General features: G+C 73.4%; 12 protein-coding genes and 1 pseudogene. 5 read left to right on the forward strand and 8 right to left on the reverse strand.

Annotation, left to right across the window (positions count from 1 at the left end; all coding sequences use genetic code 11):
* The first annotated feature begins 26 nt into the window (after nucleotides 1-26).
* A complete protein-coding gene (locus tag AB0D49_RS26360) occupies nucleotides 27-1,136 on the forward strand; it encodes an alpha/beta fold hydrolase (protein WP_362761696.1) in 1,110 nt (369 codons plus the stop codon).
* Here AB0D49_RS26360 and AB0D49_RS26365 read toward each other — a convergent pair.
* Nucleotides 1,120-1,506 carry a hypothetical protein gene (locus AB0D49_RS26365; RefSeq protein ID WP_362761698.1) on the reverse strand — a complete coding sequence of 129 codons (387 nt, stop codon included), beginning with the start codon at nucleotides 1,504-1,506 and terminating at the stop codon, nucleotides 1,120-1,122. The two genes, AB0D49_RS26360 and AB0D49_RS26365, sit on opposite strands and share 17 nt — an antisense overlap.
* A 34-nt stretch (nucleotides 1,507-1,540) precedes the next feature.
* Between AB0D49_RS26365 and AB0D49_RS26370 the strand changes: the two are divergent.
* Both AB0D49_RS26370 and AB0D49_RS26375 read left to right on the forward strand, forming a co-directional pair.
* A pseudogene (locus tag AB0D49_RS26370) lies at nucleotides 1,541-1,761 on the forward strand (site-specific integrase); the annotation flags it as partial.
* A gap of 79 nt (nucleotides 1,762-1,840) precedes the next feature.
* A complete protein-coding gene (locus AB0D49_RS26375; RefSeq protein ID WP_362761700.1) occupies nucleotides 1,841-2,176 on the forward strand; it encodes a helix-turn-helix transcriptional regulator in 336 nt (111 codons plus the stop codon).
* Between the two features lie 190 nt (nucleotides 2,177-2,366).
* On the opposite strand, the gene AB0D49_RS26380 is transcribed toward AB0D49_RS26375, so the two are convergent.
* The 6 genes from AB0D49_RS26380 to AB0D49_RS26405 form a co-directional block, all read right to left on the reverse strand.
* Nucleotides 2,367-3,617, reverse strand: a complete 1,251-nt coding sequence (locus AB0D49_RS26380; RefSeq protein WP_362761702.1) for a DUF2716 domain-containing protein — start codon at nucleotides 3,615-3,617, stop codon at nucleotides 2,367-2,369.
* A gap of 241 nt (nucleotides 3,618-3,858) precedes the next feature.
* The gene (locus AB0D49_RS26385; protein WP_362761703.1) at nucleotides 3,859-5,124 is read right to left on the reverse strand and encodes an alpha/beta hydrolase; all 1,266 of its coding nucleotides are present in this window, start codon (nucleotides 5,122-5,124) and stop codon (nucleotides 3,859-3,861) included.
* Nucleotides 5,125-5,239: 115 nt separating this feature from the next.
* A complete protein-coding gene (locus AB0D49_RS26390; protein WP_362761705.1) occupies nucleotides 5,240-5,896 on the reverse strand; it encodes a response regulator transcription factor in 657 nt (218 codons plus the stop codon).
* Nucleotides 5,881-7,941 (reverse strand): histidine kinase, encoded by a 2,061-nt coding sequence (locus tag AB0D49_RS26395; RefSeq protein WP_362761707.1) that lies wholly within the window; start codon nucleotides 7,939-7,941, stop codon nucleotides 5,881-5,883. The genes AB0D49_RS26390 and AB0D49_RS26395 overlap by 16 nt, the downstream gene beginning before the upstream one ends.
* Before the next feature lie 51 nt (nucleotides 7,942-7,992).
* Nucleotides 7,993-9,177 carry an acyl-CoA dehydrogenase family protein gene (locus tag AB0D49_RS26400; protein ID WP_362761709.1) on the reverse strand — a complete coding sequence of 395 codons (1,185 nt, stop codon included), beginning with the start codon at nucleotides 9,175-9,177 and terminating at the stop codon, nucleotides 7,993-7,995.
* A 194-nt stretch (nucleotides 9,178-9,371) separates the two neighbouring features.
* Nucleotides 9,372-11,621: a glycosyl hydrolase family 18 protein gene (locus tag AB0D49_RS26405; protein ID WP_362761806.1), complete on the reverse strand. Its 2,250-nt coding sequence runs from the start codon at nucleotides 11,619-11,621 to the stop codon at nucleotides 9,372-9,374.
* 838 nt (nucleotides 11,622-12,459) lie between these two features.
* Between AB0D49_RS26405 and AB0D49_RS26410 the strand changes: the two genes are divergently transcribed.
* Nucleotides 12,460-14,019, forward strand: coding sequence for a PP2C family protein-serine/threonine phosphatase (locus tag AB0D49_RS26410; RefSeq protein WP_362761711.1), 1,560 nt, complete (start codon nucleotides 12,460-12,462; stop codon nucleotides 14,017-14,019).
* A 129-nt stretch (nucleotides 14,020-14,148) separates the two neighbouring features.
* Entirely contained in the window at nucleotides 14,149-15,495 is a 1,347-nt protein-coding gene (locus AB0D49_RS26415; RefSeq protein ID WP_362761713.1) for an ADP-ribosylglycohydrolase family protein, read from the forward strand.
* A 33-nt stretch (nucleotides 15,496-15,528) separates the two neighbouring features.
* Here AB0D49_RS26415 and AB0D49_RS26420 read toward each other — a convergent pair whose 3' ends face one another.
* Nucleotides 15,529-16,488, reverse strand: a complete 960-nt coding sequence (locus AB0D49_RS26420; protein ID WP_362761715.1) for a helix-turn-helix transcriptional regulator — start codon at nucleotides 16,486-16,488, stop codon at nucleotides 15,529-15,531.
* Nucleotides 16,489-16,522: the final 34 nt, after the last annotated feature.

The raw sequence follows: 16,522 nt of genomic DNA on the forward strand, positions 1-16,522 counted from the left end.
CCGGCCGACCCCGAAGGGCAGCACCGATGCGGACCGAGGACGAAGTGCGGCACACCGTCCGGGAACTCTGGTCACAGGTCCTGGAGAACGACGAACTGGCCGGAGACACGGACTTCTTCGCGGCGGGCGGCAGCTCCCTCAAGTCCCTCATCCTGCTGACAGAGCTGAACGACGCCTTCGCCACCGAGTTCGAACCGGCGGAACTCGCCGACTGCCGCACCCTGGACGCCCAGTCGACAGCGATCTGGAACCGCCTCACCCGGGCCGGAACGACACCCGGCCGCCGACGCACCGCCGTGCTCCCCCTGACCAAGCCGACCACCGACCCCGGCACCCCCACGATCATCGCCGTCCACGACATCAGCGGCGACCTCTACGGCTACACCAGCCTGGCCCGGGAACTCTCCGGCCGGGCCCACCTGTACGGCATCAAGCTGACGCACGAGGAGTTCGAAGCACCCCGGTCCCTGTCCGTCCCCGACCTGGCCGAGGAGTATGTGACCGCCCTCGCCACGGAGCTGGACGGACCCCGCCCGGCCGTGCTCCTCGGCTGGAGCCTCGGCGGCCCCATCGCCTTCGAGATGGCGAAACTCCTCGACACACAGGGCCGCCCGCCCCACCGCCTGATCCTCCTGGACGCCCCCTACGGCATCGACCTCCCGAACCCGGACACCGCCCGGGACTTCACCCCGGAACACGAACGGGCCCTCCTCGACGGCTTCCCCTGGCTGGGCGACCTCCCGGACGGCGGCTCGTCGGACGACCTGTGGCGCACGGTCCGCACACTCCTGGACGCCCCCGCGAAGGACCGCCTGACGACGGAACTCCAGCACCGCTTCCCCCTCCTCGCCCGATCCGTCCCCCACCTCGCCAGCCTCAACGAGAGCGAGTTCATCGGCTACCTCAACCGATTCCGCTCACTCCTCCACGCGGCCCGCGCCCTCGCCCCCGAGGGAACCACCACCGCCCCCATCGACTTCCTGGCCGCGACGGAATCCCCCACCTACGACCCCCGCTGGTCGTCCCACACGACGGCGTCCTTCCGCCACGTCCCCCTGAACGGCGACCACTTCACCCTCCTCGACCGCACCCACGCCCCGGCGACCGCGCGCGCTGTCCTCAGCGGATCACGGTGATGTCCGGCATCGGATGCCGCCACTCACCCAGCTCCGCCACGAGTACCTCACGGGCCAGCGACCGGGCCCGACACCACCCGGGATCGACGGCCAGCGCGTCCCGGCTCCAGCGATCGGCGTGCTCCGCGCCGCTCATCGCGCCGAGCAGGCGGTCGATCTCCCGCAGTACCGGCGGTGTGACGGCATCGAGCGCTCCTTCGTCCACCAGGGCGTCGACGAAGTCGAAGGCGTGGGCGAAGTCGAGGGCGATGTCGTCCGCCAGCACGGCGTACCGGTCCAGCCAGCGCACCTGGTCCGGGGCGTCGGCCGCCAGGACGGTCAGGGCCTCACACAGCAGACGGCGGCGGAAGGCCGTACCGGGGATCGACATCGCGCGATTGTGCCACGAGGGGAGAAGGCGGCCCCACTTCGCCGGGCCTGGCAAGCGGGCGGGTTCTACGGTGCGCCAGAGGATGACGCGGATCGATCACTACTACGCGTTTCTGGAACAACGCTATGGCGGGGAGGTGTTCCGGCGCTTCGGTGCGGTGGTCGAGTCCCCGTCGATCCGTTCAACCGGCCGGCGCACCGCGGCGACCACACCCAGCGGATCCCGCCGTCGGCCCAGGCGGTGCGTGAGTTCTTCGCGGAGATCCCGAGCCGGCCAGCATGCGGGCGGCTGACCGTGCGGTCCAGCGTCTGCGGGTGGACAAGGGGAGTCTTTGGTGAAGTGGAAGCTGCGCTGGGCGGCAGCGGAACGTGACATCTGGCGGCCGTCGGATCTGCTGGTGGCCTTCCGGCAGGTCGGGTTCAGCCCGTCGCTGAGCAAGGTCGCGGCGATGTGGAGCGGGAAGCCGGTCACGGTGCGCCTGGACGACCTGGATCGTATGTGTGCCGCGTTGGGCTGCCAGGTCTCCGACCTCCTGGAGGCCGAGCCGCACGAGGTGCGGCTGCCGACCGACGTCGAGCAGACGCCGAAGGCGGTCGGCGCGGAGAGCTCCGGTGCGGTGCGTCCGGTGCCTCGCGCCGGGCGTTCGCCGCGTTCGCTGCCGCCGAACTGAGGATGGGGGCACGGCCGAAGCGTCCGAAGCGACCGGGACGCGTGGGGAACCGCTCTGGCTGTCTGGGGTGGGGCTGGCTGGTGCAGCCGCCGTACTGTTCGCCGTGCCACCAGACCAGGTCGAAGCCGGTTCGTCGCGAACGCGCCTGTCGACGCTGTCACCGGTTGGTGACGGGGCGTCATCCGATTGCTCAACCGAAGCTCCAGACGCCGTCGCCGAGCAGTTGGTCCAAGTCATGGGCGACCTGCTCGATGAGGTCGTCTCCGAAGACGACGAGGGCTTGTTCGGCGTAGTGGGCGAACGTGCCGAGGCGGGCGTCCGCGGTGACGAGGAACTGGAACTCATCGTCGGCGATGGCGCTGCCCGGCCAGGGCGGCTGCCCCGGGCCGCCGACGCGGTGCGGATCGAACTCCCAGCCGTTGAGATATGGACGGCACTTGTAGACCCATTCACCGGGCCGGACGCAGGCACGCAGGCCGCGCTCGATGACGCCTTCGGCGGCTGAGATCGCCGGAGCGCCGCGGTCAAGCATGCCGTAGAACCAACGGCGCGAGTCGAGCGGCGCGGTATACCGTCCGCTCCCGCTGGCGTAGTCGAAGCCGATGCGTGCCTCGCCGCGACGCGCTATCCGTCTGGACTCGGCGTCGTGGAGAGAATGCCTCGCGGGCGGGGTCGCAGCGGGCTCGCCTGGCGGGGCCCAGTGGTGGGACCGGACCATCGTGGCGTCCCGAAACCCAACGGCCAAAAGGGCGCTGCGCAGCTGCCCGTCGGCCTCGGCGACCAGGAACCGCGTCGCCGGCGGCTGGAAGCGCCGCAACGGCAGCTTGGCGAGCAGTTCGGCACGTGAAGCGGTCAGGCCCCCGACAGCAGCGAACCCGGTGCCCCGAATGGTCTCCAGCCAGCATGCCGCGGCAACCCTTCCGCGGTGAGTCAGCACGCGAACATCGACGTCCCAGTTCGGGATCGAGCCCATCGCGTGCCAGACCGACAGGGGGACCCGGTGCGGCCCGGAGCCGGCGGAGAGGTCGAGCGCCTGCTGTGCCTGCGCCTCGCCCCACCGGACCGATTCAATTCCCCACTCCGGCTGCGGCTGGGGGAAGTCGAGCTCGGCGACTTCGCCGACCAGGACACTGCGCTCCCATCCTGCGGTGAAACCCGCCGCTTCCAGGGAGGCCGTCAGCCGTGACGCTTCTGTGTCGTGGGCGAACACGCGCCACTCCACAGGTTCCACACGCGCAGCCGCGCACTGCTGCACTTGCGAAGCAAGCTGCGCGGTTGAGATCGAGGCGTCCAGGGCGGGGTGATCGACGATGCAGTGGGTGCCGTAGTGCGTGAGGGTCAGCGGTCCGATCCGCTCGACCACGGTGCCGAATCGCGGCTGCGCCGAATCGGGGCTACGCAGGCTGCGATCGTACGCTGCCAGCAGTTCCCCCACGTTCATGACCACCGCGGTATTCAAGCACTGCGGTTCCCGCGACGCCATTGAAAATGTCAGGGACGCCGAGCGCGGTGCGGCTCTCGTCCGGCCGGTTGGCCGGCAGCGACCCCGGCCAGGGCGGAAGCGCCTCGGTCGAAACTCTTCGCACCGGCATTCCAAACGTCTCGGACGAATCACTTGGCGCCCGACCGTGCCTCGCGATCCCCGAGATACGGGGGGCCGTCTGCCGCTCGCTCAGGTGTGGTCAGTTCGGGGATTTCGGAAGGGGGTCGTCCAAGAGGAAGGCTCTCAGGAGGGAGGTGTAGACGCCGGGCTGGTTGCGGGCGATGGCGTGGCCCGCGTCCCTCACCCTCACCAGCTCGGAGTTGGGGAGGATGGTGTCGTACTCGGCGGCGACGGCCGGTTTGATGTAGTCGCACTCGCCGCGCAGGATCAGGGAAGGGACGCGGGTGGTGCGCAGGGACGGGCGGGGGTCGGGGATCGCCTCGAAGTCCTTGCGGAGCATCTGGTTGCTGTAGAAGCCCTGGGGGTTGTTGTGCGCCTTGGCGGGCGGGGCGCCCGGACAGGAGGTGCCGTCCTTGCCCTGGAGGGCGACCTCGTGCATCCAGTGGTCGACCTCGCCGTCGCCGACCAGGGCGTGCGCGGCGGCCGGGTTGATCTCCAGCAGGACGCTCGCCGCGATCAGCCGGGGTTCACTGTTCAGCTCGTCGAGCCGGGCCTGCTGGGCGGGGGAGGCCCGGTTCCAGGGTTCCCCGGCGCTGGAGCCCGGGTAGGCGCGGCCCCACAGCGCTCCCGGTGCGGTGAACACCGCCTTGGCCACATGCTCGCCGTGGGCCGCCAGATACTGCGCGGCGAGCGACGCGCCCCACGACTGACCGACCAGGATGATCCGGTCGGCGCCGAGCGTACGGCGGATCGCGTCCAGGTCGGCGACCTGGCGGGCGACGGTGTAGCCGGTGATGTCCCGCAGCCGGGTGGACCGGCCCGCGCCGAGCTGGTCGTAGGCGTAGACGTCGAAGCCGTCCGCCGCGAGTTCCCGGCCACCGGTGGGGATGCCCTCGCCGGGGGTGCCCGGACCGCCGTGCAGGAAGATCACCGGTGTCGGCCGGGGCTCGCCGGTCGCGGGGGCGTGGACGTAGGCGAGGCGTGAGCCGGTCGGCAGGTTCCAGAACCGGACGCCGGGCGGGGTCGCCGCCTTCTCGGTGGTGGGGAGCGGGCGGAAGAAGGTGACACCGGCGAGGACGGCCACGGCGGCGGTCAGGGCGACTGTCATGTATGCGGCGCCTCGTCGGCCCGCGCGGCGGTCGAGGCCGAGTACCGCGAACGCCGCGCGGCCCAGCGACCCGGCGGTTAGGGCACCGCAGAGCAGGGCGACGGTGGCCAGCACCGGCACGTGGGCGGTGAGGAACGCGGCGGCGAGGAATCCGGCGGTGGCGACGGCCGGGGCCAGCGGGAGCGCCAGGACCAGCAGGGCACCGCCCGCGACCCGGCGGAGAAGCGTGTGTGACATGTCTTCGAGGCTAGGAAGACGGCCCGCCCGATCCGTCAGGCTCCGGGATGGTCCGGCGGCCCGCGCCGACCGCCGCACGGCGGGGTGCTGTCCCCGCCCCACGGCGGGGGCGCGCTCAGTGGGCGCCGGGACGGATCAGCCCCGTCTCGTACGCGACGATCGTCGCCTGCACCCGGTCGCGGACGCCCAACTTGCCGAGGAGCACGGACACATGGTCCTTCACGGTGGCGGCGCTGACCCCCAGCACCACCGCGATCTCCGCGTTGGACAGCCCCCGCGCGACCTGCCGCAGGACGTCGGTCTCGCGCGGCGTGAGCCGCTCCAGGCGGGCCGTGTCGAGCGGGCCCGGCGCGTCCGTGAACCGGTCGATCAGCGTGCGGGTCACCGCCGGATCGAGCAGCGCCGCTCCGCCGTGGACCACCCGTACCGCGTCGATCACCCGCTCCGGTTCGGCGTCCTTGAGCAGGAAACCGGCGGCTCCGGCGCGCAGCGCGGCGAACAGGTACTCGTCGAGTCCGAAGGTGGTCAGCACCAGCACCCGCGTCGCCGGGTTCCGCGCGGTGATCCGCTCCGTCGCCGCGAGACCGCCGATGCCCGGCATCCGGATGTCCATCAGCGCGACATCCGGCCGCGCGTCGAGCGCGAGATCGACGGCGCTGTCGCCGTCCGCCGCCTGGCCGACGACGCACAGGTCGGGCTCCGCGTCGAGGATCGCCGCGATACCGGCCCGTACGACCGCCTGGTCGTCCGCGACGGTCACTCGGATCGCCATGGGGAGACCTCCGGCAGCCATACCCGTACCTCGGTGCGGCCGGGCGTGGAGAGCGTACCTCCCGCGGTGTCCACGAGGGCCCGCAGCCGCCGCTCCGCCTCCGGGTCCCCGGGCAGCGGACCGCAGACCTCCACCCCGTCGTGGCGGGTGCGCACGGTGAGGGTGACACCTACGGCCATCAGCGCGGCGGCGACCCGGTGCGCGAACACCTCCACGACGGCGGGCAGCGGACGGGACGGGCCGAGGTACTGGACGGTGGCGCCGTGGGCGGCGGCCAGCGCGGCGATCCCGGCCGTGGTGGGCGGCGGAGCTTCCTCCTCCCCGGTTCCGTCCCCTCCGGTCCCGTCCTCGGCGTTCCCGGCGAGCAGTTCCCGCAGTGCGGCGAGACCGGCGCGGGCCTCGTCCCGTACGGTCGGCAGGTTGCCCGCGTCGGCGGCGGCGACCAGCGCCCGGGTGTGCCCGAGGGCCGTGCCCCGCAGCCCCGCCGCGAACCGCAGCCGCTGCGCACGCACCGCGCTGTCCGCGTGCCCGTCGAGCAGCGCCCGCCGCCGGGCGTCGACGGCCCGCCGCCGCGCCCGGCGCCGCCCGGTCCGGCGTCCCCACGACCACACGGCGAGCGCCGGGAGCGCCAGCACACCCGTCAGCAGCGCCCACGCCGCCACGCGGCTGCCGGTGATCCCGGGGCCGCTGGCCAGCGCGAGACCTCCCGTGGCGGCGACGGCGAGCGGCGCGTACAGGCTCCGCCGCCACGGCAGTCGGACCCCGGAGCTGTACACGAGGGTCAGCTCCACCCACCCGTACACCAGGAAGATGTCGCTCACCGGTGGCCGGGTCCAGCCCAGCCGGTCGCAGGCCCACCACAGGAGCAGGGCCAGCAGCACCGCCGCGAGGGCGCGTCCCGGTGCCCGCGAGCGCCAGCCCAGGGGCAGGGCGTGCAGCCCGGACAGCACGACCGTCAGTACCGCGGGCAGCAACCCGCCGAAGGACTCCGGTCGGTCGGCCGACAGCAGGCCCGCACCGAGCGACAGCGCGATGGCGAGGACCACCAGCGCGTAGTCGGAGGCGATCGTCCCGCGCCAGGACGGCCTGCGGGGGCGCGGGGCCGCCGTCCCGGCGGGCAGCAGGGCCCGGACGGTCCAGCCGGTGCCGATGCCGGTGCCGGTCTGCCCGTCCCCTCCCACCGGTCCGGCGGTGAACGTGCCGCCCGCCGCCGCGACCGTGGCCGCCAGCCCGGCGAGACCCCGACCGGTCCCGAGGTCCGGGGCGACCGCCCGGCCCCCGCCGTCCGTGACGGTGACGAGAAGCGCGGGAGCGTTGCGGGACGGGGGGTCGCCCCCGTCGGTGTCCGCCGGGTCGATCCGGACCCGTACCGCCGAGCCCCCCGCGTACCGGGCCGCGTTGGTCAGCGCCTCCCGGACCACCCGGTACGCCGCCTCCGTGCTGCGCGCCGGTGCCGTGCGTACCGTGCGCCGGTAGTCCACGGTGTGCGCGGCGGCCAGCGCGTCCACATCGGCGAGGGTGACGAGGGCGGGGTGGGCGTCCGGGCCGGTGAGGCGCTCCAGTTCACGGATCGCCTCGCGGCCCGCCTCCCCGGCGTGCCGCAGCGCGGCGGCGGTCCGCTCCTCGTCGGCGAGCCGCAGCGCGGCGCCCGCGGCCACCACGACCCCGGTCAGCCGGTGCGCGGCCACGTCGTGCAGCTCCGCCGCCAGCCGGTCGCGTTCGGCCAGCGCCGCGAACCGGGGGACCGCCGGGAGCCCGGCCTCGTAGGCGACCAGCGCGGACCGGCGGGCCGACCCGCGCCGGCGGGACCGTCCGGTCGCCCAGGCGAGGGCCACCGCGCCGCCCGCCGTGAGGGCGACGCCCACCGTGTAGTGCGTCGGCGCGCCCCGGGCGACGGCGGTCGCGGCGGCGGCCAGGGTGGCGGCGACCGCCGCCGCCAAGGAGAGCCCGGCGGTCCGCCGCACGGCCAGCAGATGGAGCCCGGCCAGCACGGACCCGGCGGCGAGCACCGCGAGGACTAGGAGATGCCCGGCGAAGAGCCCCATGGCGGCAGCGTAGCCACACCCGTCACATCGGCCACGCCCGCCCTGGGTGCGTCAGATGAACGGCGTGTTCGGTTCGAGCCCCGACAGCACCCTGCCGTACAGCTCCAGATGGGCGGTGGGGTTGAGGTAGGAGTGCAGGTTCAGGGCGCCCAGATCCCGCACGATCCGCTGCATCGGGACGTCCCGGTGCAGGGACGAGCCGCCCGAGGCGGAGCCGAGCAGATCCGCCGCCTCCTTGCACAACCGCGCCACATAGCCGCACTGCGCCCTGACCCGGGCCCGTTCCACCGTCGTGAACGGCTTGCCGTCGGCGGCCGTGGACTCGATCGAGTCCGCCATGTCGACGGTGAGCAGTTCGGCCGCGGAGACCTTCAGGGCGGCCTCGGCGAACTGGAGATGGGTCGCCGGGGCTTCGTGCTGGTGCGTGTAGTCGGTGTAGGTGATGCCCCGGCGGTGGATGGTCCGCTCGAACTCCGTCAGGGCCGCCCGTGCCGGACCCAGGGCGCTCGCCGCCGCCCAGACGCAGAACGTCAGGACCAGCGGCGCTTGGTAGAAGGGGTCGGCGCTGTTGCGGAGCGAGGGGATCGTGCCCGCGAGCATGGGTCCCACGGGCAGGACCCGATGGGCGGGCACATGGACGTCCCGGGCGACGACGCTGTTGCTGCCGCTGGCGGCGAGACCGGTGACATGCCAGTCGTCCAGCACCTCCAGTTCGCTCCGGGGGATCGCCAGCCACAGCGTCTCGGGCGGGCCGTCGCCGGTGTCGTGCTGCGCGGTCAGCAGATGCCAGTCGGCGTCCTGGCAGCCGGTCGCGAAGGGCGACTTCCCGTTCACCACATAGCCGTCGTCCACCGCCACGGCCGTCGAGCCGGGGATGAGGGTGCCGCTGACGCGTACGCCGGGGTCGGCGAAGATCTCGTCCTGGGCCTCGTCGGGGAACAGGGAGGCGATGAACGCGCCTCCGACATGGATGGACGCCACCCATCCGGTCGACGCGCACCCGGTGGAGACCTCGGCGATCGCTTCGGCCTGGGTCCGCAGCGAGGACTGGTGACCCCCGTGGTGGCGGGGGATGTTCATCCGGTGGATCCCGGTGTCGCCGAGCGCCGCCATGACCTCGGGGGTGACTCTGCGCCGCTGCTCGGCCCGTCCGGCGTGTTCGCGGATGAGCGGCTGGAGCGCGCGTAGGCGGTCCAGGAGGTCGGTGTCCGAACGGGGGGCTGACGAACCGGGCAAGGGGAGACCTCCGGTGTCGGGGCGGGGACGACTCCTCACCGTCGCGTCCGGCGCGAGCGGAGTCAATGCCGCACATCAGGACAGCGGAGTTGAGCCAACCGCAGGTCGCAGGCGTCCGGTCGTCCGTCGGCGCGGCGACCCGCCCGGTGGGTCCGGACGGGTCGCCGTGTGTGTCTCCGGGGCCTGTGACCCGGTTACCGCAACCCGGTGTACAGGGAGTTCATCAGCGTGCCGGTCGGGGTGTCACCGGACATCTCCCAGACCATCCCGCCGAGCAGGCCCTTCGATTTGATGTACTCCGTCTTCTTCCCGATGGACCAGGTGTCGTCGAAGGACCACCAGGTGCCGTTGTTGCCGGTGTGGCCGTAGGTGGCGATGGACTGGGCGTCGTGGACGACGGTCATGCCGGGGTAGCTGGTGATGAGGTTCTGGTACCCGCGGGTGCCCGCCTCCTCCGGGAACTGACCGGGCGCGGCGCCGTTCGCGCTCTGCCACTCACCACTGACCCCGCCCGCGGCGACCTCCTTCCAGCCCCGGCCGTAGAACGGGAACCCGATGGTGAGCTTGCGGGGACTGACACCGGCGTCGGTGTACGCCTTCACCGCGGTGTCGACACTGAAGTCGGCGGGGTAGGGCGACTGGGCGTCGGTGTACAGGTTGGCCTGGTGGCCGGTGCGCAGCGGCTCCCAGGAGTTGTCGCTCCCCGCGCCGTGGAAGTCGTAGCCCTGGACGTTGGCGAAGTCGAGGTCGTTGAAGATCTTCGAGGTGTCCCAGCCCGCGTCGATCTTCTTGGGGTCGGCCGGGGTGAACGCGGTGAGCAGCTTGTGGTCGCCGCCGAGCGCGTCGAGCTGCTTGCGGAACTCGGCGATCAGGGCGGTGTTGTTGGCCTTGTCGGCGGTGCTCCAGTGGTTGCCGGGGTGGCCGTCGGGGGAGCCGGGCCACTCCCAGTCGAGGTCGATGCCGTCGAAGATCCCGGCGGCGGCGCCCGGTCCTCCGGCGCCGTTGTAGGCGGGCAGATCGCCCTTGATGTACATGTCGATACAGGACTTCACGAACTTCTTGCGGGACGCGTCGGTCGCGGCGACGTCGGAGAAGTACTTGGAGAACGTCCAGCCGCCCAGCGAGATGACGATCTTCAGATGCGGATACTTGGCCTTGAGCTTCTTGAGCTGGTTGAAGTTGCCGCGCAGCTTGCCCCAGCCGTCGTCGGCGACCCCGTCCACGGACTGGGCGGCGGGGAAGGCCCGGCCGTAGTCGGCCTCGGCGTCCCCCGCTCCGTCGCCCTCGTTGGGGTCCTGCGGGTTCCCGGAGACGCCCTTGACCACGCCGTTGAGGCAGGTGAGGTTCACCGGGTCGATATTGCCGAAGGCGTAGTTGATCACGTCGAGTTTGGCGGCGGCGCCCGAGGTGTCCAGGTTCTTCACGAAGTACTGGCGGCCGTAGATGCCCCACTGGACGAAGTAGCCCACCGTCGCGTAGCGGCCGTTGCCGACGGCCTCCTGGGTGGTGACGGTGAGGGTGTTGCTGGCCGCGGACGGGTTGTCGGCGCGGTCCCGGGCCTTGACGGTGAAGCTGTAGCTGGTCGCGGGGGAGAGGCCGGTCACCGTGGTGGTGAGGGTGTCCGCCGGGACCGTGGCCACCAGGGTCGTGCCCCGGTACACGTCGTAGGCGGCGACACCGCTGTTGTCGGTGGAGGCGTTCCAGGCCAGGGCGACGGTGCTGGAGGTGACGGCGGTGGAGCGCAGGTTGCCGGGGGCGGTCGGCGGGACGGGGTCGGTGGCCGGGTCGACGGTGGTGGCGGCCACGGGCGCGCTCGGGGCGCCGAGGTTGCCCCGGGTGTCCTTGGCGCGGACGGTGAAGCTGTAGGCGGTCGCCGGGGTCAGTCCGCTGACGGTGGCGGAGGTGGTGGCGGTGGCCGCGACGACGGTGTCCCCGCGCAGCACCTCGTATCCGGCGACGGGGAAGTCGCCGCGGGTGGCGGCGTTCCACTTCAGGCCGACGGTCCGCGCGGTGGTGCCGGTCACGGCGACCCCGGTCGGTGCGGCGGGCGGCGCGGCGGGGCTGCCGTCGCACTTGTCGCCGTTGATCAGACAGCCGGTCGGCGCGGCGATGGGGCCGGTGGCGACGAACCAGTAGCTGTAGGGCTCGGTGCCGCCGCCTGCCGGGACGGTGGCGTTGTAGTGGGCGTTGGTGACCGTGACATGGGAGCCGTTCACGGTCGCGGTGCCGTTGTAGTGCTGGCTGATGGTGACCCCGGGCGGCAGATCGAACTCCAGGGTCCAGCCGGTGACCGGCGCGGCGGTGTTGTTCCGGACCGGGAACGTGCCCCGCCACCAGGGGCCGTTGTCGGCGCTGGTGAAGGAGGCGGTGAGGGCCCCGGCCGCCTGGGACGGGGTGGCGACGCCGAGCAGCCCGCCGAGCGCGAGGGCGAGCGCCGTGAGCACGGCGAGGAACCGGCTGCGCGGCGAGGGTGGTGCCAGGGGTCTTGCTGACCTGGGTCTGGTGAACACGGCTCTCCTTGGTGTGGGGAGGCGGGAACGGGTCCCGTGTCCGTGCGCCGCCCGGGGGCGGGACGTGCGGGGATCTGCGCACCTGTGCGGGGCGCCCCTGCGACGGGGCGCAGGGGCGCAGGGGCGCAGGGGTGGGCGACGGGGCGTGTGAGCGGGCATGTGTGCGGGTGCGGGTGCGGGTGCGGTGCGGTGTGTTGCGGAGTGGTGCGGGGTGGTGTGTTGCGGGGTGGTGCGGAGTGGTGCGGGGTGATGCGGTGTGGTGCCGCCCGGTGTTGTCCGGTGCTCTCCGGTGGTGTCCAGAGAAACCAGTTGTCCTATGCACGTCAATGCGGTGCGTTCGGGATTGGACTGGACCAATAGCGTGCGCTTTTCGCCACGCTTGCCTCGCGCCGCTGGCGGGCGACCCGGTAAAGGGCTAGACCAATCGCCGGGATTTTAGAGTCCCTTGACATTGCCCGCCGCGCCCCGCCGCGCCCCGCCGTGTCCCCCCGCGCCTCGCCACGCCCGCCGCCGCGCAGCCTGTCGGCACGCCCTCCGTCATGCCCTCCGCCGCCGCGCTCTCCGCCACGCGCTGCGTCATGCGCCCGCCAGGTCCGCCGCCGCGCACCTCACCGTCGCGCCCTCCGTCACGCGCTGCGTCAGGCCCTCCGCCACGCCCTCCGCGTCACGCCCTCCGTCACGCCCTCCGCCACGCTCGCCGCCCGCCGAAGCCGCCGCGTGCCGACGGCGTGGTGCCACGGGCCGGGACCGGCGCGGTCGTAGCGTCGCCCGTGTGTTGTCGCCGCGCCGTCTGACCGGGTCCACCTCGCTGATCGTCGCCGTGGTCGCCGCGGCGGCGCTGCTGGCGGTCGGTGTCGCCGTGGTCGGGATGCTGCTCGACGCCCACCACGAGCGGTCCGCGCGGCGGATCGAGACCCGCTGGCGCCCGGCCTTGAGTGAACTCGGCGCCCTGCGCGAGGCGTCCGGCGACCTGCGGGCCGCGGCCCTCGCCGGAGCGGGCGGCGCGACCCTGCACGACACCGCCCGCACCGCGCTGACCGGACGGCTGGACGCGCTGGCGCTGCTGGCCGCCGACACGGACGCCGAGGTCCACGCCCGGACGACGGACCTCCACCGCAGTGTGACCCACTGGCTGGAAAGCGCCCTGACGGACCGGGTACGCCGCTACGCCCAGCCCGCCACCGACGACGGCACCGAGCCCGCCGAGGGCACCTACGCGGCCGTCGACGCCCGCGCGGCGGCGCTCACCACCCTGCTGGAGCGGCGCAGGGGCCAGGACGTCCAGGCCACGGCATGGGGCATGGCCGGGGTACGGCACTACATCCTGGGCCTGTCCGCCGCGCTGCTGGTCGCGGCCGTGGCGGCGGCGGCCGTGCTCCAGCGCCGCTATCTCGCCCCCGCCGGGGCGCTCGCCCGGGACCTGCGCAGCGCGGCCGTCGGCGACCTCTCCGCCGCGACGGCGCCGAGCCGGGGCCGGGGCTGGATCGCCCAACTGGCCCGCGAGATGGAGGAGGTGCGCGCGAAGCTGGCCCTGTCGCAGCGCCAGTCCCGCCGCGACCGGGAAGCCCTCGTCCAGATCGGCCCGGCCGTCACCGGGCTGCGCGAGATCCTCGCGGCGCTGGAGGAGCCGGGCCCCGGCGTCGAGGTGGCCGGGGACGTACGCGCGGCCGAGGGCCTCATCGCGGGCGACTACCTCGGCACGGTACCGCTGCCCGACGGCACCACCGCCGTCTTCCTCGGGGACGTCTGCGGCCACGGTGTCGCCGCCGGACTGCTGGCCGTCCGCCTCAAGAGCGTGGTGGCGGTGGGACTGCGGCTGGGCGTCGATCTGGAGAGCGCGCTGCACGCCGCCCACCACGCCCTGGCAGGTGAGGAGGAGCGCTTCACCACGTTGGTCGTCGCGGTCCTGGACGCCGGACGCTCCACCGTCACCTGGGTCAACGCCGGTCACGAGGAGCCCTTCCTGCGGCGGGCGGGCGGCACGGTCGAACGCCTGGCGCCCACCGGCCCCCTCGTCCATCCGCTGCTTGCGGCCCCGCGCGGCACCTGGCGGACCCGCACCACCCGGCTCGGCCCCGGCGATCTGCTGGTGCTGTCCACCGACGGACTCACCGAGGGCCGCGGCCCCGACGGCTCGGACTTCGGCGGCGACCGCGCCACCCGTGCCCTGGGCGCCCTCACCGACCCCGAGCCCCGGGCCGCCGTCGCCGCCCTCTACTCGGCCGCCGAACGCTTCGCCCTCGACTGGACGAGGGACGACGTCAGCGTCCTGGCCGCCGCCTTCGCCCGCCGGAGTCCGGGGGCCGACGGCGACACGGACCGGTCCCGTTGACCGAGGGGACGGCTCGCCGACCCGGCCACACTGGTGCGAGCGGTTGCTTGGCCCGGGGGCACGGCGATCGGCCGTGCCGACCCCGGGAACGGTCCACCGCCGCCTCCGCCAACGGAACGAAGGAACACCATGGAGTACCTCTCGCAGGGTGAACTGCTCGCCGGTATCACCCAGGAGCCCTGGGGCCTCGCCCGCAACGAGCTGATCCAGGCCGCGGAGCAGGGCAAGGACGTCACGGCGTTCCGTGACCGCCTGGCCCGGCTCTCCCCGCACGACGACAAGGACCTGCTCGCCCTCTACGAGGAGATCCTGGCCGCCCCCGTCCCGGCCGACTGGCCCTGGTTCGAGGCGTCGGACCTGACGGGCGTCCTCGCCGCGCTGCCGTCCGACCCCCGCCCGGCCCGCATCCCCGACCGGCTCGTGGACCGGGTGCACGGCGCCTGGTTCGGCCGGATCATCGGCAACATGGTCGGCAAGCCGGTGGAGCTGGGCCCCACCCGGGCCACCATCCGCGCCTACCTCCGGTCCGCCGGAGCGTATCCGCTGACCGACTACGTCCCCTACGAGGACGGCGCCGACCTCGGCGGACTCGGACTGCTCGGCCCGGAGTTCTGGTTCCCCGGCGCCACCCGTGGCCGGGTCCACGGCTCGGTCCGGGACGACGACGTCGACTACACCATCCTGGGCCTGCACCTGCTCGAAACGTACGGCACGGACTACACCACCTGGGACGTCGCCCATGAGTGGCTCAGCCGGTTCCCGGTGTACCAGGTGTTCACGGCGGAGCGCGCCACGTACCAGAACCTGGTCCGGGAGATCCCCCTCGACCGGGCGGGCGAGCACCACAACCCCTACCGCGAGTGGATCGGCGCGCTCATCCGGGCCGACATCTTCGGTTACGCCGCCGCGGGCGACCCGCGCCGGGCGGCCGTCCTCGCCCACCGGGACGCGATCCTCAGCCACCGCGCCAACGGGGTGTACGGCGAGATGTGGGCGGCGGCCCTGATCGCCTCCGCGTTCACCGCGGCCACCGCCGAGGAGTCGCTGCTGACCTCGCTGGAGCACCTGCCCGCCCGCTCCCGCCTCGCCGCCGAACTCCATACCGTCCTGGCCGACCACCGGGCCGGTCTGAGCTGGGAGCAGGCCATGGACCGGCTCGACGCGCGCTGGCCCGACATGAGTTTCGTACACACCATCAACAACGCCGGTGCGCTGGCCGCCGCGATCCTCTGGGGCGGCGGCGACTTCACCACCACGGTGGGGCTCGCCGTCCAGGCCGGTCTTGACACCGACTCGATCGGCGCGACCGCGGGCTCCTGGGCGGGCGCCCACCAGGGCTTCGCGGCGCTTCCGGCCCGCTTCGTCGACCCGCTGGAAGACCTCTGCCGCAGCGGTGTGTTCGGCTTCGGGGAGTCCGCCATCAGCGGATACGCCGACCGTACGCTCGCCCTGATCACATCCGCTGCCGCCGGCTGAGCCCGCCGTGTCCGGGCGCCGGGGCGCGCGGAGTCAGGGCGCCGCGCGCTCCGCGTCCCCGGCCGGAGTCCGCCCCGGCTCCGCCGTCCAGCTCGCCAGCAGCGCGAGGGCGTCGGCGGACGCGGAGCCCTCGGCGGCGGTGTAGACGACGAGCTTGAGGTCCTGGCCGCCGTGGAGGTCGAGCGCCTCGTAGTCCAGGTCGATCCGGCCCACGTCCTCGTGGCGCAGCCGCATATGGCCGCTGAGACAGGCCGAGACCTGGTGCGCGGACCAGATGGCGCGGAAGTCGGCGCTCTTGACGGCCAGTTCCCCGATCAGCTCGTTGAGCGCCGGGTCCTCGGGGTGGCCGCCGGTGTCGGCGCGCAGCACGGCCGCGTAGTCGAGCGCGTGCCGCTCCCAGTCGACGTGCACCCGCCGTGCCCGGGGGTCGAGATAGAACCACTTGGCGAGATTGCGGTCCCGCACCGGTACCCGGGCCGGGTCGACGAACAGGGCGCGGGCCAGCGGGTTCGCGGCCAGCACGGTCAGTCCCCGGCCGAGCACATGGGCGGGCGAGCCGAACTGCGCCAGCATCCGGTGGATCACCGGCCGTACCCGCTGCCGCTCGGGCCGCTCGGCGCTCCGGGCGGCGCATCTGGTCCGCCGGGTGACCAGGGAGAAGAAGTACTCCCGCTCGGCCGGGCTCATTCGCAGGGTGTCCGCGACGGCGTTCAGCACCGCCTCCGACACCTGGCGGGTGCGGCCCTGTTCCAGCCGCGCGTAGTAGTCCACGCTCACCCCGGCGAGCTGGGCCACCTCCTCGCGGCGCAGTCCCGGCACCCGCCGGGCGGAGCTGGCCCCCGCGTACCGGGGCGGGGCGAGGCCGACGTCCTCCGGCCGCAGCCGGGCCCGGCTCGCCCGCAGGAAGTCGCGCAGCTCCGCGCCGGAGTCCATCGGCGAGTCCGTCGGCGAGTCCGTCGGCACGTGCCTCGGGGAGTGCATCGGGGTGTCCATCCCCCCATGGTCGCCGATACGGCGGCGGGGCGGG

This window comes from Streptomyces sp. NPDC048290, from assembly GCF_040652095.1.
In the GTDB taxonomy this organism is placed as follows: Bacteria; Actinomycetota; Actinomycetes; order Streptomycetales; family Streptomycetaceae; genus Streptomyces.